Raw genomic sequence first — 21035 nt, forward strand, 5'->3', positions numbered from 1 at the left:
AGATGGAAAAGCGCTGGAGTTGGCGTAAAACCATTGAAACAGATGTAAAACTAAAAGTAGGAGAAATGAGCATGGAGTTAGTTACATTAAATGACATACTACCCCAAGCCAAACGTGAAGGGTATGCCGTTGGACATTTTAATATAAATGGTTTAATTTGGGCGCAAGCAATTTTACAAGCCGCTCAAGAGGAAAAAGCTCCAGTCGTGATTGCATCATCGGATAGATTGGTAGATTACCTTGGCGGATTTAAACTCATTTTTGACATGGTCAAAAATCTGCTAACGCGTTTTGATATTCAAGTCCCGGTCGTCTTACATTTAGACCATGGACAAAGTGTAGAGCGATGCTTGGAAGCGATCGATGCAGGCTATAGCTCTGTCATGTACGATGGAAGCCACTTACCACTAGAAGAAAATATTAAAAATACAAAAAAAGTAGTAGATTATGCACATACAAATGGAGTATCCGTAGAAGCAGAAATTGGTACAGTTGGCGGTTATGAGGATGGAGTTATCGGTAATATTAATTATGCAGATTTACAGGAATGTGTAGAGTTGGTTAATGCAACAAATATTGATGCTTTAGCAGCAGCATTAGGTTCTGTCCATGGCAAATACAAAGGTGAACCCAAGCTAGGTTTTAAAGAAATGGCGGAAATATCAGCAGCTGTAGAAATTCCGCTTGTATTGCATGGTGCAAGTGGAATTCCACTTCCACAGCTTCATAAAGCGATCACTTTAGGACATGCTAAAATCAACATTAATACGGAGATGAATATTGCGTGGCGAGAGGCGTTACAGCATAGTTTAGTAGAAAATCCACATGTGTATGAGCCCAAAACTTTATTAGAATCTAGTAAGCGAACCATTAAACAAACGGTTAGTGAGAAAATAAAAGACTTTGGCTCGCATAACAAAGCCGAATAAAAATGAAGCTATCATATGAAAAATAACATAGAGTGTAGTAAAAACTCAAGGCTCTTTATATGGAGTTCTTGAGTTTTTGGTGCTTACTGAATGTAAAGTCATGGATCGGATTAATCCAATGTTCTCTTAATCTGGTTTTTTATTAAAATTACATTGATTTTCTTTTCCTTTTTGTCCCTTTTGGAATTTAACCTTTCCCTTCCATTTCATCAAGGGTAAGATTTTGTCTGAATATCGTTGCTCTTGATCCCACTCTAGGTGGGCAAAAGGATGGAAATGAAACGGACCTCTTTTCCGCATTTGTTTTACGTAAAAAGTAGATTACGAGACAGATATAAAAAATGTTATAAACACAAACATCTTACTTATTTGATTTCCTGTTTTAGCATGCAAGTACATATGTATACATGCATGCTTATATGCTAAATAATCATCATAAGAATTTTCATTAGGTAAATAAGTACGAGAGGTTCTGTAGTTGATAATGGTGCTTTATAAATTGATAGTAGATACTTAATTACAGCTTCTTACATTATATTTGTACCAAGTTCATTGACATAGTAGAAAGGACAACCAGCAAGTTCAGCGAGCTCCGTTAACGGGTACAACCCTCCAGCAATACAAACAAAATCACATGCGATTTTTTCTTCACTTCCGAATATTGGATTACCATCCTTGTCAATCGTACTTACGGTTACGCCTTCTACTTGGTTTGTACCATCTATTTCTATTACCGCTTTTCGAAGCTGAATCGGGACGCCCCACATAGTAACGCCATTTTTAGGTAAAAGGTGATCCCAAGCTTCTCATTAAATGATTGGTCATGAATTTACTCCCTATTTGTAAAAGCTTTGAAGGTGCCAAATATGATGAATGTAATAGAGCTTCCACTATTTCTTTGGGGCGAGCATGCTTGGTAGTTATCCGATGTAATGGAGGCAATGCCATAGCTGCAATATCAATTCCCGCCAAATGCAATTCCATTGCAATGGCAGCGGATAGTACGTTCACTCCGATAATAATCCCCCTATCACCCGGTTTTACTCGATGAACTTTCGTTATCACTTGTGCTGCACCAACAGACATGACCCCTAGTAATGTCCACCCTGGAATAGGTACGGGTGATTCGGCTGCTCCAGCAGCAAGTAATAATTGTTTGCTTGAAAAAACAACATCTTCGGTATAAATAAACCATGATGATTCATCACGTTCCATGTCATGGACAGCTGTTTTTTAAGCGGACGGTGTTTGTAGATGTTGAAGATGATATGCGGATTGCAAAAGAAGAAATATTTGGTCCTGTTGTTGCAGTCTTTTCATTTGATACGACAGAGGAAGCAATTAGAAGAGCCAACGATAGATATTAATATAGTTTAGCAGCTGCGGTATGGACTGAAAATATCCGAACTGGACACCGAGTAGCCAGAAGATTAAAGGCTGGGACAGTATGGATGAATGACTGTAATCATGAAAATCCCGCTGCTGCATTTGGAGGGTATAAACAGTTAGGTAGGTAGAAAAATAGGGAATATGCACTCGACAACTATACGGAGGTCAAAAGTGTTTGGGTGAATTTACAATAAGGATAAGAGGAAGACCTTAGATTTAGTTTAAGAGAGATATGTATAAACCCTACACCTTGGTGACATGTATGGTTCATTTTTTACCCTGCATGTAAGGTGCTGTAAGACTTCCCACTTCAAAGGGATACAGAGGAAGAACAAAAAGTTTTAAGTGGCAGATAACGGCACCTAAACGCCCGATTTGTTCGCATCAGGTAGGATGTTGACCTGAGGAGGCGTTTCAAGCGATACCTCACACAGAGAAAAAGTGTTCTTCTTTTTTAAACACGCATACGATCGTAGCCTTTGATCTACTATTTCAAAAGGATGAAAGAAAACCATTACGGATTGAAGCTTCACTTTAAGTAATTCAAACAAGTTTTATACATTTTCTTGCTCATATATTATCATAAGATTACATTTTGATTCACCTCTTCCTAATATTTAGAAGATAGTTGGTCTTTTTAAGGGTAATTACAAAATATTAAATAACCAAAACATAACAATATACTATTGTTTTGATCATGTATTGAAACATTAGCTCCATCATAAAACCAAATAATAGCAATATACTTAAGTTTTTATAAAAAACTAGCGATAAAACAACGTTATTTTGTGAGATATTGAACAAGATTTCAAAAGTAAAATGGCGGTTAGTAAGCTAAAATAATAATTAGTTAACGCTTTCAATACTAGTTTGTATCATATCCGAAAAAATAACGGAGGTAATGTCAATGGCTAAAGAAGCAAATATTATATTTGGGATTGCTCCTATCGGATGGAGAAATGATGACATCCCTGAGATAGGAAAAGAAAACACTTACAGACAAATTCTAAGTGAAGCGAAGCTGGCTGGTTTTGAAGGAACAGAGATCGGTGGTTGCTATCCAACTGATCCGGAAGAATTAAATAAAGAATTAAAGTTACGTGATATGAGACTAGTAGGTCAATGGTTCTCAGCTTATATTATCCGTGATGGCATTGAAGCAGCTTGCAAAGAGTTTGAAAAGCACTGTGCTTTTTTAGAAGCTGTTCATGCAGATATTGCAGTTGTTTCAGAACAAACATACAGCATTCAAGGTACAGATAAATGTGTCTATACAGAAAAGCCGTATTTTACAGATCAAGAATGGAAGCAACTTGCAGAAGGATTAAATAAATTTGGCGAAATTGCTTTATCACATAATTTAAAATGTTGTTACCATCATCATATGGGAACAGGGGTACAAACATTAGGAGAAGTGGATCGCTTAATGGAAATGACAGATCCTAGCAAAGTTTTCTTGCTTTATGATACTGGTCATATCTTTGTATCTGATGGTGATTCAATGGCTTTACTTAAAAAGTATTTTGATCGGATTGAGCATGTACATTTTAAAGATGTGCGAGTAGAAAAATTAAAAGAATGTCGGGAGCAAAATAAATCTTTCTTAGGATCCTTCCTACACGGAATGTTTACTGTTCCTGGCGATGGAGACATTGATTTTAAACCTGTTTTTGCTTACCTTGTTGAACATGGTTATAAAGGTTGGGTAGTAATTGAAGCTGAGCAAGATCCTAAGATTGCTAATCCATTAGAGTATGCCCAAAAAGGCCGTCAGTATATTGAACAAGAATTAGTTGTAAAATAAAAATTTATTTGGAGGAATTTATGATGACATTAAAAGCTGGAATTGTAGGAATTGGATTTATTGGATCAGATCATTTACGCCGTTTAGCTAATGTAATAGCTGGAGTAGAAGTGGTTGCAGTTTGTGATATTGTTCCTGGAAAAGCACAAGCAGCATTAGATAAATTCGGAATCGAAGCAAAAGATTATGCTGATTATCATGATTTAATTGCTGATCCTGAGGTGGAAGTAGTTGTTATTACTGCCTCTAACGAAGCACATGCTGATATAGCAGTAGCTGCTTTAGAAGCTAATAAGTATGTATTCTGTGAAAAACCATTAGCATTAAATGCAGATGATTGTTTACGAGTGATGGAAGCTGAACAAAAGACCGGTAAGAAAATGCTTCAAGTTGGGTTTATGCGCCGCTACGATGCTGGGTATGTTAAATTGAAAGAAATTGTATCTAGCGGAGAAATTGGTGAACCATTAATGCTTCATTGCAGACATTATAATGCAAGCTGTGTTCCTGAATATAAAACAGCACAAGCAATCTATGAAACATTGATTCACGAAATTGATGTACTACATTGGTTGTTAGATGATGATTATGAGGATGTAAAAGTATACTTCCCTCGTAAGTCTAAATATGCAACTAGCGATAATGGAAATTTAAAAGACCCACAAGTCATTGTAATGCAAACCTCTAAAGGTGTTAACATTGTAGTAGAAGTATTTGTTAATGCAAAATATGGATATGATATTCATTGTGATATAACTGGTGAACTTGGAATGGCTGAGCTTCCTAGTCCGGCAAGTGTAGCCGTTCGTAAGGATGCAAAATACAGTACAGATATTCTTGTCGATTGGAAAGAACGTTTTATCGAAGCTTATGATGTAGAGTTTCAAGACTTCTTTGATCGCCTGAATAAAGGGGAAGCGCCAGCAGGACCAACTTCATGGGATGGTTATCTTGCAGCAATTACATCCGATGCTTGTGTGAAATCTCAAGAATCTGGTAAAACAGAAAAAGTAGAAGGTGCAAAAAAACCTACATTCTATAATTAATTGGTTGGATAACAAAAGGTAATAGGTGCTTTTGTAACCTATTACCTTTTGCTAGTTAAAAGTGGGCAATCCACAGCATTGCTAAAATGGCAGACGGTTTATACCGCATATATACTGTGATACTGTGAAATTTTTATCTTCGTGTAGATGGCAGTCTCCCTCGTTCCAAAAAGAAAAGAAACCAAAGTGGAATAACCTGCATGAAATGCCTATTCGTTCCGTACCATTTTTTGAAGGGTGAGGAAAGCCTTTACAGACGATTGATTTTAATAATTTAAGAATAAGCACAGCAAAGTGGTTGCCTATGTCAAAGGCTTAGTATGAGTGTCGAGTTTTTAATTTCGTTCGGGCGACAGGACAAGGAAAGCTACGATAGCGATACTTCGCGGTTTTTCAAGGAGAAAAGCACTCCATGAAATGAAGTTTCATTTTATCCCGGATGTAAGGATTCGTACTTTTCTCCATTCAAAAATGAGTTAATGATGTTGGAAACAAGATGAGAAAAACGGCTCCTAAATCCCCTATTCGTTCAACTAACATTCAAGGAGAAAAGCACTCCATGAAATGAAGTTTCACTTTATCGCTTCAGAAGTTCTTCTGTTTGTATGTGGTTACCTGCACTTGTGCTTTTGTTATGACTAGAGAGGAAGTGATTTGGTGAAAGGAACAGCGTACTTTTCAGACGTAAACCAGCAATTTAAGAAAGTAACAGTAGATTTTAAACAAAGAGAGACAGATAATAACCAAGTATTAAAGGTCTTTTCAGATAAAACAAGACAAAAAGTTTATGGGTTTGGTAGCTCCTTTACGGAGGCTAGCGGTTCTGTATACAATAAAATGCCTGATTCCCTTAAACAAGCTTTCATAGAAAGTTGTTTTGGAGAAACAGGAAATAAATATAATTTAGTAAGAATGCCAATTCAAAGCTGTGATTTTTCACTAGGAAATTATGCATATTTAGAAAGTGAAGAAGATTTACAGCAAAGTAAAGTTAACTTTGACCGGGATAAAGAAAATATTATCCCTGTTGCAAGAGATGCGGTTGCGGCTAATCCGGAAACCATTTTTATGGCATCTCCTTGGAGTCCGCCTGCTTTTATGAAAACGAATAATAATATGAATGGAGGCGGGTATTTAAAAGAAGAATACTATGAAGACTGGGCTAAGTTAATCAAATTGTATCTTGATATATACAAAGAAAATGGCATTCATGTACAAAAGCTTTCTGTTCAAAATGAGCCTGTAGCAGTTAAACAGTGGGATTCTTGCCTTTATACAAATGAGCAAGAGGCCTATTTCGCTGTGAAAGTATTGAAGAAAATTCTTTCTGCATCAGGATATGATCATATAGAGCTTTATATTTGGGATCATGATAAAGATGGGTTAATTGAATGGGCCGATCAAACCTTCCGTAACTCCGAGTATCGTCACGCAATTGATGGGATAGCTTTTCATTGGTATACAGGCGATCATTTTGAACAAATTTCCTACTTGGCAAAAGCCTATCCGGAAAAGGATCTGTTGTTCACTGAAGGCTGTGTGCCACAAGAAGGATTTGATCATAACACACAAGAAAAACATGGGAAAGTATATATTCACGATCTAATTGGAAATTTTAAACATGGGATGAATGCTTTTATTGATTGGAATATTCTCCTCGATATGGATGGCGGACCAAATCATATGGGGAATACTTGCGAGGCACCGATTCAGTATGATGGCGATAATCAAAAACTTCATGTTAATCTTTCTTATTATTATATTGGGCATTTTAGCCGATTTGTTAAAAAAGGTGCCCATGTCGTATATTCGTCTGCGTATGATCATTCCATTGAGCAAGTAGCATTTATCAATCCTGAAGGTGGTAAAGTATTAGTAGCCTACAATGCCTCTGATGATTCTAAAGCATTTCGAGTGATAGATAAAGATGTAGAAACGTCTATCGAATTAGCGGCTAAACAAGTAGTAACATTAATATGGAAGTAGAGGGAGGGAGAGATAATGAAATTAGGCTTTAATCAAGCAACCTGCATGAATAATTCTAATTTGTATAATGATTTATTACTGGCGGAAAAATACGGTTATGATTTTATTGAGATTCGTATTGATATGTTAAGAGACTATCTGGAGGAATACTCTATAGCGGATTTGAAAAAATTCTTTTCCAAAAGTCATCTTCAACCGATAGGTTATAACTCCATTGAAAACATAAACTTTTGTGATAAGAACTCCTAGCAAGTAATCCATGATGATATTGCTTTTGCTTGTCAAGTAAGTCAAGAAATTGGTGGAGAATTTGTAGTTGTTGTACCTACAATAAAGGATGGAGTTTTGTGGAATAGCGAAGAAGTTTTTGAGGATAGTATAAAGGTATTAAACAAAGTCGCGGATCAAGTTGCGCCTTATGGGCTGAAGGTAGCTTTTGAGCCTATTGGAAGTCAAAATTGTTGTGTTCGAAGCTTAGATGAAGCATATGCCATTGTTGAGGCAGTAAACAGAAAAAACGTTGGTTTGGTCATTGATGCGTTTAATCTTTATTTGTATAATCAATGGAAAGATATAGATGTATTGGATAAAATACCTCTTGAAAAAATCTTTATTTATCATATTGATGATGCGGATGATCTACCAATAGAGATACTTGATCATTGCCATCGTTTATTTCCCGGTAATGGCGTGATTGACTTGGGGAAAATTAGTAAAGCCTTAAAAGATAGGGGATTTGCTGGCGTTTGTTCCTTGGAATTGTTTAATCCAGGTTATTGGATGCTTTCTCCTGAACACGTATTTCAGATCGGTGCAAAGAAGAGCAGAAAGTACCTTTAAAAGGTTGTTCAAAAAAGTCCGTTAAAAAGAGCACGTGAGTTTTTCGATGATTTGTTCGAGGAGCTCATGTTTCTAAATGCAATCCTTCCTCCCATAGAAACATGCCACTCGAACTTTTTAGACGCACTTTACACATAGTGTACGGGTGGTTCATTTTTTGTTAAAATGATAGTAAATGATAATGTACCCATAAAAGTGGTGAGGGAAATGAAAGTTTATTTCACGGATTTAACGAATGACATAATCAATAACGGTCCTTACCTGTTTTTTACCAGTAAAGTTAAGGCTTTAGATGGACATTATAAACGCTTTATGCACATTCACGAGGATTTAGTTGAAGTCATCCTGGTGACAAGTGGAGCTGGTGATTACCTTATTGATGGACGAGTTTATTCGGTAAAAAAAGGAGATTTAATTATATTTAACAGTTTCGTGGCACATGATGAGCATTTGTCTCAAGCTCATGTTGTTGAAACATATTGCTGTGCAATAAAAGGACTTCAAAAAAAAGACCTTCGAAAAAATGCATTAATACCTGATAATGCTTCCCCCGTTTTTTCTTTAGGTACTCATTTTGAAGATGTCAATCGATTTATGGGATTGATTCATTCACAGCTTGCTTCTAATTGTAAACATAAGGATATAACCGCACAAAAATTATTCATCATTTTTTTAGAATATTTAGAAACCAACATTTTGAATCATGTTGAAATTTATTCAAGCTACGATAATGAAATTATTTTATACCGAACAAAAGAGTATATAGAACATTATTACTATGAGCCAATAACACTTGAAGATCTGGCTAAAATGGTAAGAGTAAGCCCTTATTATTTAGCACATCAGTTTAAGAAACAATTCCATTGTTCGCCTGTTAAATATTTGATTAAACGCAGAATAGGTGAAGCTCAGACGCTGTTACAAAATACAAATATAAAAGTAACGGATATCGCTTATCAGGTTGGTTTTAATAGTCAAAGTCATTTCCATACAACATTTAAAAAGCATGTTGGTGTTACACCCAAGCAGTATAGAAATGAGTATAAAAGAAATAATGAAATATAGAAGAACAAGTGAGAAGTTCGTTTAGCGTTGTACAAACTGTCGGAGAATAGCTGTCATGAAAGCGAAGACATGCCTATAAAACAGGGGATGCTGACGCCTGAGCGGCAAGCCCGCTTTTAGTCAGCCTTTCTTTAGATTTGACCCAATGTTGACCCATTGAAGGAGAGGAACGGGGGTTACTACAGCTTGATTGCATCAGCTGGATGAAGCTATTTTTTAAAATATTCGCAATGTACAAGCTGATATAATTTCTTAGAATGAAAAAACCAGAAGGGAAATTCCTTCTGGTTATTAACAGTTGCTTGGCTGATTACACTCTCTAGTGAAAGTTTCAAATGTAGTAGTGATTTCTTAATGAAAGGGCTGTAGTAATACGGTTCTGAATGAAGCGCACGACTACCCCTCTGTCTGATAAACAAAAATTAGACAAAAAAATCCCTTTTATGGGTGTTTACATATGAGGAGTAAGACGGAGAAATATTCTCCTCTGGAAGGATACGAATTTTCAACTGATGACTTTGACGGTCAGGGACATTCCAGTTCCTCGGCGCCGAAGAACACCAATAAATTAGAGGTTACTATCAACATGCCGAATGGAAATTTTAACTGCCTTGTTAGAACAAAAGGGAAAAATACCTTCATAGATTATCCTGAGGTATTTTTACCCTTTTTTCCATCCTAGACGGTTAAATTATATTTTTACTAATCATGTATTAAAAAGAGTTGGAAATATTCAAAGAGAGGTAATTTAATTGCTTATCTTGGTGGTATTTACACTTTTATATCAAAGTTAGAACTAGCGGCCCTGTTGTAGTTTTGTGTCGGGTTTGTTTTCATCTCTGCTCTTGCGGCTTTGTAGGCTTCATAATAAATTGCCGTTGTTTCATTATAAAGCTGAGTTTCTGCTTTTGTCTGCCTCTCTGCCCATCCAGCATTAGTGCTATAAGATAGTACTTCTTCACCGTTTTTATCATAAATAAACATAGATGACCCAGTTGCACCAACACACATTTGCCCCGTAAAGGGTAATCCGGTAATCTTAAAAAATAATGGTAAACCATTTGTATATGTTGCATTCATTAACCTGGGTGTCATCAGTGATATAAGTCTTGAACGGTCAGGAGATACATGTTGTTTCTTATAAGAATTGATATAGGATATATAATCCTTCCCCATGTACACACCTTTCGCTGCACCATCCTGCGCCATTTCCTTAATTTTTCTTACAACGTTATCTGGCAAAGAGCTTGTATTTTTCTTTTCAAACATGCTTTTCTCTGTTTTTGGCGTTTCTGTTTTTGCTTTATAAGTGGTATGAGAATTTATACTTGAAAAACGTTCCAAACCAACAGAACGCATAATCATAATATCCCCCCTTTTTTATGAAATAGTTACAATTATATTATCGTCTGTTTTGGGAAAAAATAAATATCTAATGCAAAAAATAAGGTAGAACATTCTTTATCGTTACATCTTCTGTACTAGAACAAACTATTCCAAAATGTATGAAATGGTCATTTTAGCAGATTTATAAGAAATACTGCCAAAAAAGCGGATATCAAGAATTGGGTCTCCGGTAGGTCGGGAAATATTTGTTCCATAAATGCGCGCGGTCCAATTTCCGTTAGCTGGTTGTTGCAAAAAATGAGTGGTATCTTTCATTCCACTAGCTTTCCAACCAATATCAGCCATTTTTCCTAATGGGCTGGTTACTTCGATTTTAGAAATAAGAATTGTGCCCATCATATTTTTATTATTATTATTTATGATGCCTCTTCCAGGGTCAATCTCAATAGAACGAACTACTGCATTAGATGGAAGCGAATATCTAAAAGTTACAGGTACACTCCATCCACTTCGTCCGGGGTCTAGCGCTAGCCCTAAACTTTTATTTGCGGTTACTGTTTTACTGCTCTCGGAAGCATACGGCATTGCTTGAAGCTGCATATCAATTGTTTTTGTGTATACGCTTTCACCGGCAGTATTCACAGATACTTGCGGTTCTGCCGCAAATGCAGGAGTAGCAAATATAATACTACTCATTAACAGGGCAAGTAACATAACTCCTAAACGTGTTTGCGTTTTCATAATTCTTACCTCCATAAAATAATTTATTTTTGATACTATGTATCTTTATTAATACATATAACTTTAATTATGTCAAATATTTCTATTTAACTCAAAAATTGTAAAGTAAGATACCTATGTCAACATCCATTAGAGGAAATCTCAATTCTTCATTTCTTACAATAGATGATTCTTGGATTAATAAGTTAAAAGCTAAGAAAAATATAAAAATATGATATTTATGTAAAAAATTAGCTTTACGTAGGCGCTAATCGTAAATGCTAAGCGTTGCAGAGATTTGTATCAAAGAGGAGAACATCATAGGCGTAAAAAAGTTTCCGTTAGTAACTCTCCCAGCGTAAGCTTACCCATACATATCTAATTAAAACATTCAGAAATAATAAACAATAATATTAATTTTAAATATTGACAACTTAGGCGAGTGCTGATAATATGTTTTGTAACGAAAACATATATAACGTTTATAAAACGGTAGATAAAATATGGTTATATAAATATAGAATCATTGTTAACTAGGATGGAGGTGAAAAGGTGGAAGACGGAAATATGTACGATGTAACGATTATTGGCGGTGGACCTATTGGTTTATTTGCTGCTTTTTATGGGGGAATGCGGCAAATGAAAGTTAAAATCATTGAAAGTCTGCCACAATTAGGAGGGCAGTTGTCAGCTTTATATCCGGAAAAGTTTATCTATGATGTTGCTGCATACCCAAAAGTGAAAGCTCAGGATTTAATTGATCAACTTACCGAACAAGCGATGCAATTTAACCCGTTTGTTGTACTTAATCAAACCGTTGAAAATGTAGTTAAATTAAATAACGGGCACTTTCAGCTCATCACGGATAAGGAAGTGCATGATTCAAAAACCATTCTTATCACAGCAGGTATAGGTGCTTTTGAACCGCGCCGGATTAAATTGGCAAATGCTCAAGCTTATGAAGGAAAAAACCTACATTATTTTGTAAAAGATATCAATCGGTATAAAAATAAAGATGTTTGTATACTGGGAGGGGGAGATTCTGCTGTAGATTGGGCAATGATGCTAGAGCCAATTGCCAAAAGCGTAAAAGTTATCCACCGTAGAGAACAGTTTCGTGCGCATGAACATAGTGTAACGGAACTTCTTGCCTCTAGTGCTGAAGTTTTGACACCATATCAGTTGGAAGGAATTTTAGGAGATAAACAAGTTGAGGAAATCATTATTATACACAATCAAACTGCGAAAAGTTTGAAAATTCCGCTAGAGGAATTACTTGTAAACTATGGTTTTGTATCCTCCCTAGGCTCTATTAAGAATTGGGGAGTGGAATTTAAAAAGAATTCAATTATAGTAGACTCTGCAATGAATACCAATGTTCAAGGAATTTATGCTGCTGGGGATATTGTGATATTTAAAGGGAAAGTAAAATTAATTGCAACCGGCTTTAGTGATGCCGCTACTGCGATTAGCAGTGCTAAAACATTTATCGATCCTAAGGCAAGACTACAGCCACAACATAGTACATCACTTTTTGAAAAATGGGAAAAGATGAAGGTCTGACAAAGGGGAACAAGCATGGCATTTGTGATCACATCTCCTTGCTTACAAGAAAAGTCAGCAGAATGTGTAGAAGTCTGCCCGGTTGACGCCATTCATGCTGGAGAAGATATGTACTATATAGATCCTGATTTATGTATTGATTGTGCTGCATGTGAGGCTGCTTGTCCTGTTCAGGCAATATACGCAGAAGAAGATGTACCCAAGCATGAGGAGCAGTTTATTATCACACGTTAAAAAAGATAAAATTTTACTGCAAAAGTTAAAACAGCGTATTGAAAATTTTATGAGAAGTGCAACTAGTTCATCGCTGACGTAAAGGTTTGGTGCTTAACACCTTTTTCAACAGAGAGTTTTCTCAACATAGTTCTTCCATAACAGTCTTAACGAAAATAATAAATGGTAGGTGAGAAAATGATCTTTAATACTAAAATGGAAACGCTTCCTATAAAAGATATGGAAGAAATTCAATTAAATAGGTTGCAACAAACGGTACAGACTGTTTATGAAAAGACACCTTTCTATCGGAAGAAATTAGCTGAACATAAAGTAAAACCTGAAGATATCCGTTCATTAACAGATATTCAACGGTTACCGTTTACAGAAAAAAAGGATCTTCGTGATCATTATCCATTTGATTTATTTGCTCTACCTTTAAATAAACTAGTAAGAATTCATGCATCGAGTGGGACGAGCGGAAAACCCACAGTAGTTGGATATACAAGGAATGATTTAGAAAACTGGTCAGAAATTGTTGCCAGAGCAATTGTTGCTTGTGGAGGTATGCGAGATCAAGTGTTACAAAACACGTTTGGCTACGGTTTATTTACCGGAGGTCTGGGATTACATTATGGATCGGAGAAATTAGGGATGGCGACCGTACCCGTTTCCGGAGGTAATACAGAAAGACAAATACTATTAATTGAAGATTTTGAACCGACAGTTATAGTTGGAACACCGTCATACGTTTTAAACATTGCTGATAAAATGGAACAATTAGGAAAAGATCCTCGAGCAACTAATTTGCAATACGGTATTTTTGGTGCGGAACCGTGGTCAACAGAAATGCGGGAAGAACTGGAAAGAAGATTTGGCATTAAAGCAATGGATATCTACGGTTTGAGTGAAGTGATGGGACCAGGAATTTCTTGCGAGTGTAAAGAAGCGCAGCAAGGACTTCATGTGGCGGATGATCACTTTTATGTAGAGGTGATTCATCCTAAAACGTTAAAGCCGGTAGGTGAAGGAGAAGAAGGGGAGCTTGTATTTACGAGTTTAACGAAAGAAGCCTTTCCAATCATACGTTATCGTACCGGAGACATTGCTTCGATTACTTCAGAACCATGTATATGCGGGCGTACGACAAAACGAATGTCAAGGGTAAAAGGAAGAATTGATGATATGCTCATCATTCGTGGTGTAAATGTGTTTCCATCAGAGGTTGAAAGTGTCCTATTAGAGATAGAAGAACTCGTGCCGCATTATCAATTGTACCTTTCAAGACAAGGAGCGTTGGATAAAGTAACGTTAAAGGTTGAAATAAATGAACAGATTTATCGAAGCCTTGGGCAAGATTTACAACACGAGTATATTAACGTGCTTTGTAACAAGATTTCACATCAATTGAAAAACAAATGTCTCGTTAGTGTAGATATTCATATTGAACACCCAGGAGCGATTCCACGGTCAAATGGCAAAGCAATTCGTATCGTTCGGGACAAGATTGCCCAAGTTTAGTGTTCGGTTGATTATTAAATTACATGAAAGGAAATGAATCTACATGCAGATATCATTTAATCAATTGACAGAGAAAGAAAAATACGATCATTTTATGGAGCGTATTGAAAACGATGAGAAAATTGAAGCTAGTGATTGGATGCCAGAGGATTATAGAAAAGCATTAATTCGTTTAATCTCTATGCATGGTGTTAGTGAAATTATGGGAGCACTACCCGAAAAGGAATGGGTACCTAAGGCACCAACACTAAAAAGAAAATTAGCGATCATGGCAAAGGTTCAAGATGAAATGGGGCATGGACAACTGCTTTTACGGGTGGTAGAAGATTTAATTAAGCCATACGGCAAGAATCGAGAGCATATTTTGCATGATTTATTTAGCAAAAAATTAAAATTCCATAATGTATTTCATATGCCTGCACCTTCTTGGGGAGATGCTGCAATCATCGCTTGGCTCGTTGATGGTGCTGCAATTTTAACTCAGACGATGATGTTACATACATCCTATGGTCCGTATGGAAGAGCGTTAAAACGAATTTGTCAGGAAGAATCGTTTCATGCAAAGCATGGCGAAAGTCTCACACTTGCATTAGCAGCAGGAACCCCAAAGCAAAAAGAAATGTTGCAAGGGGCGCTTGATCGTTGGTGGGAATCACTACTAACATTCTTTGGTCCAAAGTCCAAAAAAGAGACAGGACACTCGAACGTCGATATTAACCTGAAGTATAAACTTAGAACGAAAACAAATGAGCAATTACGTCAAGAGTTTTTGTCAAAGTATGTACCAAAGATTGAGTTACTTGGGTTAACAATTCCGGATGAAAACCTGCACTTTGATGAAAACACCCAAGAGTGGCATTATACAGAACCTGATTGGCGAAATTTTAAAATAATTGTGTCGGGAAACGGACCGGAGTCGGATGCAAGAATAGCATTACGAAAAATTTCTTATCAAAACAGTCAATGGGTTCGTGATGCGCTGTGTGTTTATAAAGAAGATGTCAATGAATTTGTTAGTTAATTTATCCCGCATATAACTTGCAGTAAGGACCTCCCTTCCATGCTACGAGGAAAAACCTAGGAGGGTTAGGTGGGAGGATCTAACTGCAAGTAAATGCCCGATTGGTTCATCTAACATTTCTAGGGAAAAGCATTCCAAGGAATGAAGATTCACTTTATCTCGCATGTAAGGTGCCGTAAGCTTTCCCCATCAAGGGTTAAGAGAATATGGAGAAGAAGAAGTGGAAAAACGGCACCTAAATGCCCGATTCGTTCAAGGGCTTTTAGATCATACCCTTGTGGTACTAACATTCCGTGTAAAAAGCGTTCACGGAATGAAGTTTCACTTTATGAATGGAGGTACAGCAATGAGTGATGATGTATTTTATGAAGAATATGAGGTTTTTAGCAGAAAAAGAGATGGGTTAGCACTGGAACACCGGTTCAGTTTAACGGCACCCAATAAAGAGATGGCTTATCTCTTAGCTAAAGAGAATTTTTTTCGCCGGGAACCGATAAAAGAGCTATGGGTCGTTAAGCGGGAAGATATTAGAATGATGAATCAAAAAGAGCGAGAAGCATTTAAGCTCTTAGATAATAAAGCATATCGAGAAACAAGAGGCTACACAGATTTGCCAAAGAAGTGGAAGGAATTCAAAAAAGAACCGCAAATAGAGGAGGCATAGAATATGAGGCAGCAAGATGATTATTATTTACGTGAATTACTGTATCAATTAGCAGATGATAATTTTATTCTCGCCTATCGCGGATCGGAATGGCTTGGATTGGCACCGCATATTGAAGAAGATGTTGCCTTTTCTTCCATTAATCAAGATATGATGGGGCATGCGGTAATGTATTACAGCTTACTTGAAGAAATCGGGGCAGGAAATATGGATGATCTATCTCACTCCAGAAAACCACAAAATTTTCGCAATGCAATTTTACTTGAATTAAAAAATGGTTCAGGTCACTATTTGGAGAATCCTGATTATGATTGGGCTTTTACCGTCACTCGGAATTTTCTCTTTAGTGTTTTCAAACAAGTTCGTTTAGAAGCACTTACGCAATCAAGCTATGAACCACTAAAGCAAACTGCTGTGAAAATTTTATCCGAACACTATTATCATTTCATGCATTGGGAAACTTGGTTTATACAGTTAATGTCGAGTACCAAGGAAGCACGTGAACGGATGGAACAAGCGATTCTACGTTGTTGGAAAGAGCTTGTGGGAGTGATTTCATTAGGCATGTACAGTACGGAAATGAGTAAGCGTAAATTGATTTGCAGTGAAGCTGATTTACAAAAGGTATGGTTCGATAAAATTGAAAACGTATTTCAAAAGTTGAAGTTCAAGATAGAAGAACCCCAAGGAATGGAAAGTGGAAATGGACGTAATGGAGAGCATACGGATGATCTAACGGAGGCATTGAAAGTGTTAAATGAAGTATACGGAGGTGACAAAGAAGCAGTTTCCTGGTAACAAAGGTGAGATGAGGGATGATTAAGATGAAAAATTCACATCTAAAGGATAAAGTACGTCGCGTACTGCAGCAAGTGACAGATCCAGAAATGCCATTTATTAATATTGTTGAACTGGGGATGCTCGAGGATATAACTATTCAAAATGATGATTTTGTTCAAGTGACGCTATTGCCAACATTTAGCGGTTGTCCGGCATTAGACATGATTAAAGCCGATGTGAAAGAAAAGGCAAAAAAATTATTAAACGAATGGAATAATGACCTTATGATTGAAGTTATATTTAGCTTTCATCCTCCGTGGACAACGGATCGAATCAGCGAGGAGGGAAAAGAAAAGTTAAAACGGAATGGAATTTCTCCACCGCCAGCACAGTATACTGCGGGTGAATCTTGGAGAATTGCATGTCCTTATTGTAATTCCATGTACACAACAATGGAGAATATTTTTGGACCAACAGCATGCCGAAGCATTCTTTATTGTAATCAATGTAAAAATCCATTTGAAGCAATGAAGCCAATCGCTAATTTATCCCGCATATAACTTGCAGTAAGACCTCCACTTCCATGCTGCGAGGAAAAACCTAGGAGGTTAGGTAGGAGGATCTAACTGCAAGTAAATGCCCGATTGGTTCATCTAACCATCAGTGAGAGAAAAAAGCAAACCTTACTGATGAAAATTCAATTTATTCGAAAGGGTGGAAAAATAATGGTTAAGTTAATTGCACTTTATAAACAGCCGGAGGACAAAGCTGCTTTTGATGAGCACTATCAGAATGTTCATACGCCGATCACAAAGAAGATACCCGGGTTACGTAAGATGGAGGTTACAAAAATTGTTGGTTCGCCTACAGGAGAAAGTAAGTATTATCTGTTATGCGAAATGTATTACGACGATCATGAATCATTAAAAGCTGCGATGAAAACTAAAGAAGCAAAAGCCTCTGGAAAAGACCTGATGTCATTTGCAGGCGACTTGGTTACCATGATGATCGGTGAAGAAGTTGAATAACTATCAATTTATTAAGGCTTGTACTGACAATGGGATTGGAAAATTAGAGTTGCAACGCCCGGAAGTTTTAAACGCCATCAACCGATCCATGGTAGTAGAGATTTTAGCTGCTTTACGGGAATTTGATCAATTAGAACAAGTAAAAGTTATTGTTCTATCTGGCGCTGGCAGGTCATTTGCCGCTGGAGCAGACATTAACGAAATGGCGGAGGAAAATGCGATTTCCATGGAGATGAAAAATCAATTTGCTGACTGGGACAAAATAGCGTTAACTAAAAAGCCTATTATAGCAGCTGTTCATGGATTTGCCCTTGGTGGTGGATTTGAGCTCGCATTATGTGCCGATATAGTATTTGCTGCAGCAAGCAGTAAGTTTGGGTTTCCGGAAGTTCAGCTTGGCGTCATGCCAAGCGCTGGCGGAACTGTAAAATTAACTAAGCTGATGGGAAAAAGAAAGGCACTGGAATTTCTTTGGACTGGAAATCAACTTGAAGCAGAAGAAGCAAAGCATTGGGGTATCGTTAATCAGGTTGTTCCAGATGAACTTCTTTTGCAGGAGACAATTGCTTTTGCTGAAAACTTGGTAAAGCAGCCTGCTTTATCCCTACGGTTAATCAAAGACACGGTTGAAAAGGCAGAAGACTTGCCTATATATGAAGCAATGCAATATGAACGGAAAAATTTCTATTTACTTTTTGCTTCAGAGGATCAAAAAGAAGGTATGCAGGCTTTTATGGAAAAACGATCACCTCATTTCAAAGGGAAATAGGGGGATACGACAAATGTATGAAACGATTCGTTATGAAATAAAGGATAAGGTTGGCTGGCTGACATTGAATCGACCTGAAAAATTGAATGCGTTTACGAATACGATGAATCAGGAAATCATCAATGTGTTGAAAAAAGTAGAAAATAATAATCAAGTTCGTGTACTTGTTATTACCGGTGCAGGAAAAGCGTTCTGCTCCGGTGAAGATATAAGCAGTTTACAAGTAGATATGAACTTGGGAGAAATTATTAAATCTCGCTATAAGCCAATGATGGAGAAGCTTGCACAAGTAGAAAAGCCGGTTGTAGCCTCGGTAAACGGTGCTGCAGCAGGTGCTGGGTTTAGTCTGGCACTTGCATGTGATTTTCGAATCGCATCAGAAAAGGCTTCCTTTATGGAGGCATTTATCCATATTGGTTTGATTCCTGATTCCGGAAATTTATATTATCTGCCACGGATTGTCGGTCTAGCCAAGGCACTGGAGTTAGCCATTTTAGGAGAGAAGCTAAAGGCTGATGAAGCGAAAAGGCTTGGTATTGTGACAAAAGTTGTCAAGCCTAATGAATTGGAAAAAGAAACAGCTGCTTTTGCTGAACGGTTAGCTAATATGCCAACAAAAGCTATCGGCTTAATTAAACGCTACATGCAAAAAAGCTTTGAAACGAACTTAAGTAACATGCTGGATTATGAAGCTTACGGACAGGAGATTGCCGGGGAAACAGTAGACTATGTGGAAGGGGTTCAGGCATTTCTTGCAAAACGTTCCCCTGAATATAAAGGATATTAAATAAAAGGAGAGATGAATATGGTAAAAACACATGACAAACCAATATTTATAAAAGAGGTAAAACGTGATATGTACCAAATGGTCATTAACGGAAAGCCAGCTGATGCCAAATCAGGTGAGATGATGACTGTTTACAATCCTGCAACAGGTGAGCCAATTGCGGAAGTGCCAAAAGCTGATCGGGAGGATGTAGACATAGCTGTGGAAGCCGCTCGAACTGCTTTTGATCATGGAAAATGGAAGCGTTATCCAGTCGGTAAGCGCGCTCGTGTATTAAATAAAATTGCCTCTATCATGCGAGGACGATTTCGTGAATTAGTTGAGATGGAAGTTATCAATAGTGGTAAAACACTATCTGCAGCTCAAGGTCAGGTCATGCAGGCAATTGAGGATTTTGAATTCTATGCAGGCGCAATTGTAGGGCATCGCGGTGATGTAAATAATGTGCCGGGACAGTTTTTTAATTATACACAGAAGGAGCCTACTGGTGTAGCAGCACAGATTATACCTTGGAATTACCCGATGATGATGGCGGCATGGAAAGTAGCACCTGCGATTGCTGCAGGCTGTTCGGTTGTGCTAAAACCAGCTAGTTTAACACCAATTACGGCTATTTTGTTAGCAGAAATTTGTACAGAAGCGGGTGTACCGGACGGAGTCGTCAATGTGGTGACTGGACCGGGTACAACGATTGGTGCTTACTTAACAGAGCATGAGGCAATTGATAAGGTTGCCTTTACTGGAGAGACGAGTACGGGTAAAGATATTATGGCAAAAGCTTCGGAAACCTTAAAACGAGTAACGTTGGAATTAGGCGGAAAGTCTCCTAACATCGTGTTCCCGGATGCAGATATGGATGCTGCTGTTAACGGATCGATCTTTGGTATCTTCTATAATACGGGTCAATCCTGTGAAGCGAGATCGCGGTTATTTATCCATGACAGTATTTACGATGAATTTATGGAAAGCTTTCTTGCTAAGACCAGTCAATTAATTATCGAAGACCCATTGTCAGAGAAGTCTCATGTTGGAGCGATTATTAGTCAAACACAGCTGGAAAAAATTCATAGCTATGTAGAAGAAGCAAAAAAAGAAGGAGCAACCGTTGTAGCTGGTGGACATCCTTTAAAAGTAGAAGGATTTGAAGATGGTTATTGGTATGCACCAACGATTATTACAGGGGTAACAAACGATATGAAAATTGTTCAAGAGGAAGTATTTGGTCCCGTCGTAGTAGTCATGAAATTTACCGATGAAAAAGAAGTTATCCAGCTAGCTAATGATACGAGATATGGTCTTGCTGCTGCTATTTGGGCAAAAGATCAGGGACTAATTAAGCGCGTGTCAGATGGACTCCAAGCAGGCGTTGTCATGGTAAACTGTCCATTCTCTGCTTTTCCGGGAACTCCTTTTGGCGGATATAAAGAGTCCGGTTTTGGCCGTGAACTAGGTATTGAAACTCTTGATCTGTATACTGAAACAAAAAGTGTCCTTTCCTATGCGGGAAGAAAGCCACTTAATCCATTTAACTTATAAGAAGAACGGCTAACCTCAAATACGAAG

At 37.4% G+C, this 21035-nt stretch carries 22 protein-coding genes and 1 pseudogene; 19 read left to right on the forward strand and 4 right to left on the reverse strand.

Annotated features, from left to right (window positions below; all coding sequences use genetic code 11):
• Window positions 1–71 precede the first annotated feature (71 nt).
• The gene (gene fba, locus BN1066_RS11595) at window positions 72–929 is read left to right on the forward strand and encodes a class II fructose-1,6-bisphosphate aldolase (protein WP_077321450.1); all 858 of its coding nucleotides are present in this window, start codon (window positions 72–74) and stop codon (window positions 927–929) included.
• Window positions 930–1456: 527 nt separating this feature from the next.
• Here fba and BN1066_RS11600 read toward each other — a convergent pair.
• Together BN1066_RS11600 and BN1066_RS11605 are read right to left on the reverse strand one after the other, a co-directional pair.
• A complete protein-coding gene (locus BN1066_RS11600) occupies window positions 1457–1696 on the reverse strand; it encodes a hypothetical protein (RefSeq protein WP_077319640.1) in 240 nt (79 codons plus the stop codon).
• Between the two features lie 13 nt (window positions 1697–1709).
• Complete coding sequence (locus BN1066_RS11605) at window positions 1710–2144, reverse strand: hypothetical protein (RefSeq protein WP_143695794.1); 435 nt, start codon at window positions 2142–2144, stop codon at window positions 1710–1712.
• A gap of 14 nt (window positions 2145–2158) precedes the next feature.
• Here BN1066_RS11605 and BN1066_RS11610 point away from each other — a divergent pair.
• From BN1066_RS11610 to BN1066_RS11635, 7 genes and pseudogenes are all read left to right on the forward strand, one after another.
• Window positions 2159–2512 (forward strand): annotated as a pseudogene (locus BN1066_RS11610) (aldehyde dehydrogenase family protein); the annotation flags it as partial.
• A gap of 713 nt (window positions 2513–3225) precedes the next feature.
• On the forward strand, window positions 3226–4122 hold the full coding sequence (iolE, locus tag BN1066_RS11615) for a myo-inosose-2 dehydratase (RefSeq protein ID WP_143695796.1): 897 nt from the start codon (window positions 3226–3228) through the stop codon (window positions 4120–4122).
• A gap of 23 nt (window positions 4123–4145) precedes the next feature.
• Window positions 4146–5168 carry a Gfo/Idh/MocA family protein gene (locus BN1066_RS11620; protein ID WP_077319646.1) on the forward strand — a complete coding sequence of 341 codons (1023 nt, stop codon included), beginning with the start codon at window positions 4146–4148 and terminating at the stop codon, window positions 5166–5168.
• Window positions 5169–5825: 657 nt separating this feature from the next.
• A complete protein-coding gene (locus tag BN1066_RS11625; protein ID WP_077319648.1) occupies window positions 5826–7154 on the forward strand; it encodes a glycoside hydrolase family 30 protein in 1329 nt (442 codons plus the stop codon).
• A 15-nt stretch (window positions 7155–7169) separates the two neighbouring features.
• Window positions 7170–7403, forward strand: a complete 234-nt coding sequence (locus BN1066_RS20805; RefSeq protein WP_245799775.1) for a sugar phosphate isomerase/epimerase — start codon at window positions 7170–7172, stop codon at window positions 7401–7403.
• 18 nt (window positions 7404–7421) lie between these two features.
• Window positions 7422–7994, forward strand: a complete 573-nt coding sequence (locus tag BN1066_RS11630; protein WP_281250288.1) for a sugar phosphate isomerase/epimerase family protein — start codon at window positions 7422–7424, stop codon at window positions 7992–7994.
• A gap of 207 nt (window positions 7995–8201) precedes the next feature.
• On the forward strand, window positions 8202–9059 hold the full coding sequence (locus BN1066_RS11635; protein ID WP_179104366.1) for an AraC family transcriptional regulator: 858 nt from the start codon (window positions 8202–8204) through the stop codon (window positions 9057–9059).
• Between the two features lie 771 nt (window positions 9060–9830).
• On the opposite strand, the gene BN1066_RS11645 is transcribed toward BN1066_RS11635, so the two are convergent.
• Together BN1066_RS11645 and BN1066_RS11650 are read right to left on the reverse strand one after the other, a co-directional pair.
• Window positions 9831–10424, reverse strand: coding sequence for a hypothetical protein (locus BN1066_RS11645; RefSeq protein ID WP_077319654.1), 594 nt, complete (start codon window positions 10422–10424; stop codon window positions 9831–9833).
• A gap of 126 nt (window positions 10425–10550) precedes the next feature.
• Window positions 10551–11147, reverse strand: a complete 597-nt coding sequence (locus BN1066_RS11650; RefSeq protein WP_077319656.1) for a hypothetical protein — start codon at window positions 11145–11147, stop codon at window positions 10551–10553.
• 546 nt (window positions 11148–11693) lie between these two features.
• Here BN1066_RS11650 and BN1066_RS11655 point away from each other — a divergent pair.
• The 11 genes from BN1066_RS11655 (at window position 11694) to BN1066_RS11705 (ending at window position 21008) form a co-directional block, all read left to right on the forward strand.
• Complete coding sequence (locus BN1066_RS11655) at window positions 11694–12689, forward strand: NAD(P)/FAD-dependent oxidoreductase (RefSeq protein WP_077321451.1); 996 nt, start codon at window positions 11694–11696, stop codon at window positions 12687–12689.
• A gap of 15 nt (window positions 12690–12704) precedes the next feature.
• Window positions 12705–12923, forward strand: a complete 219-nt coding sequence (locus BN1066_RS11660) for a ferredoxin family protein (RefSeq protein ID WP_077319658.1) — start codon at window positions 12705–12707, stop codon at window positions 12921–12923.
• A gap of 177 nt (window positions 12924–13100) precedes the next feature.
• Window positions 13101–14423 carry a phenylacetate--CoA ligase family protein gene (locus BN1066_RS11665; RefSeq protein ID WP_077319659.1) on the forward strand — a complete coding sequence of 441 codons (1323 nt, stop codon included), beginning with the start codon at window positions 13101–13103 and terminating at the stop codon, window positions 14421–14423.
• 43 nt (window positions 14424–14466) lie between these two features.
• The gene (gene paaA / locus BN1066_RS11670; RefSeq protein ID WP_077319660.1) at window positions 14467–15444 is read left to right on the forward strand and encodes a 1,2-phenylacetyl-CoA epoxidase subunit PaaA; all 978 of its coding nucleotides are present in this window, start codon (window positions 14467–14469) and stop codon (window positions 15442–15444) included.
• A 220-nt stretch (window positions 15445–15664) separates the two neighbouring features.
• Window positions 15665–16108: a 1,2-phenylacetyl-CoA epoxidase subunit PaaB gene (gene paaB, locus BN1066_RS11675; RefSeq protein ID WP_342745607.1), complete on the forward strand. Its 444-nt coding sequence runs from the start codon at window positions 15665–15667 to the stop codon at window positions 16106–16108.
• A gap of 3 nt (window positions 16109–16111) precedes the next feature.
• On the forward strand, window positions 16112–16906 hold the full coding sequence (gene paaC, locus BN1066_RS11680; RefSeq protein WP_077319661.1) for a 1,2-phenylacetyl-CoA epoxidase subunit PaaC: 795 nt from the start codon (window positions 16112–16114) through the stop codon (window positions 16904–16906).
• A 17-nt stretch (window positions 16907–16923) separates the two neighbouring features.
• Window positions 16924–17448, forward strand: a complete 525-nt coding sequence (gene paaD, locus BN1066_RS11685; RefSeq protein ID WP_077319662.1) for a 1,2-phenylacetyl-CoA epoxidase subunit PaaD — start codon at window positions 16924–16926, stop codon at window positions 17446–17448.
• Window positions 17449–17613: 165 nt separating this feature from the next.
• Entirely contained in the window at window positions 17614–17916 is a 303-nt protein-coding gene (locus BN1066_RS11690) for an EthD family reductase (protein WP_077321453.1), read from the forward strand.
• Window positions 17909–18685, forward strand: coding sequence for an enoyl-CoA hydratase/isomerase family protein (locus BN1066_RS11695; protein WP_077319674.1), 777 nt, complete (start codon window positions 17909–17911; stop codon window positions 18683–18685). Before BN1066_RS11690 ends, BN1066_RS11695 begins: the two co-directional genes overlap by 8 nt.
• A gap of 13 nt (window positions 18686–18698) precedes the next feature.
• Entirely contained in the window at window positions 18699–19472 is a 774-nt protein-coding gene (locus BN1066_RS11700) for an enoyl-CoA hydratase-related protein (protein ID WP_077319675.1), read from the forward strand.
• A gap of 18 nt (window positions 19473–19490) precedes the next feature.
• Complete coding sequence (locus BN1066_RS11705; RefSeq protein WP_077319676.1) at window positions 19491–21008, forward strand: aldehyde dehydrogenase family protein; 1518 nt, start codon at window positions 19491–19493, stop codon at window positions 21006–21008.
• Window positions 21009–21035 lie beyond the last annotated feature (27 nt).

Source organism: Virgibacillus proomii (genome assembly GCF_900162615.1).
Taxonomy (GTDB): Bacteria; Bacillota; Bacilli; order Bacillales; family Amphibacillaceae; genus Virgibacillus; species Virgibacillus proomii.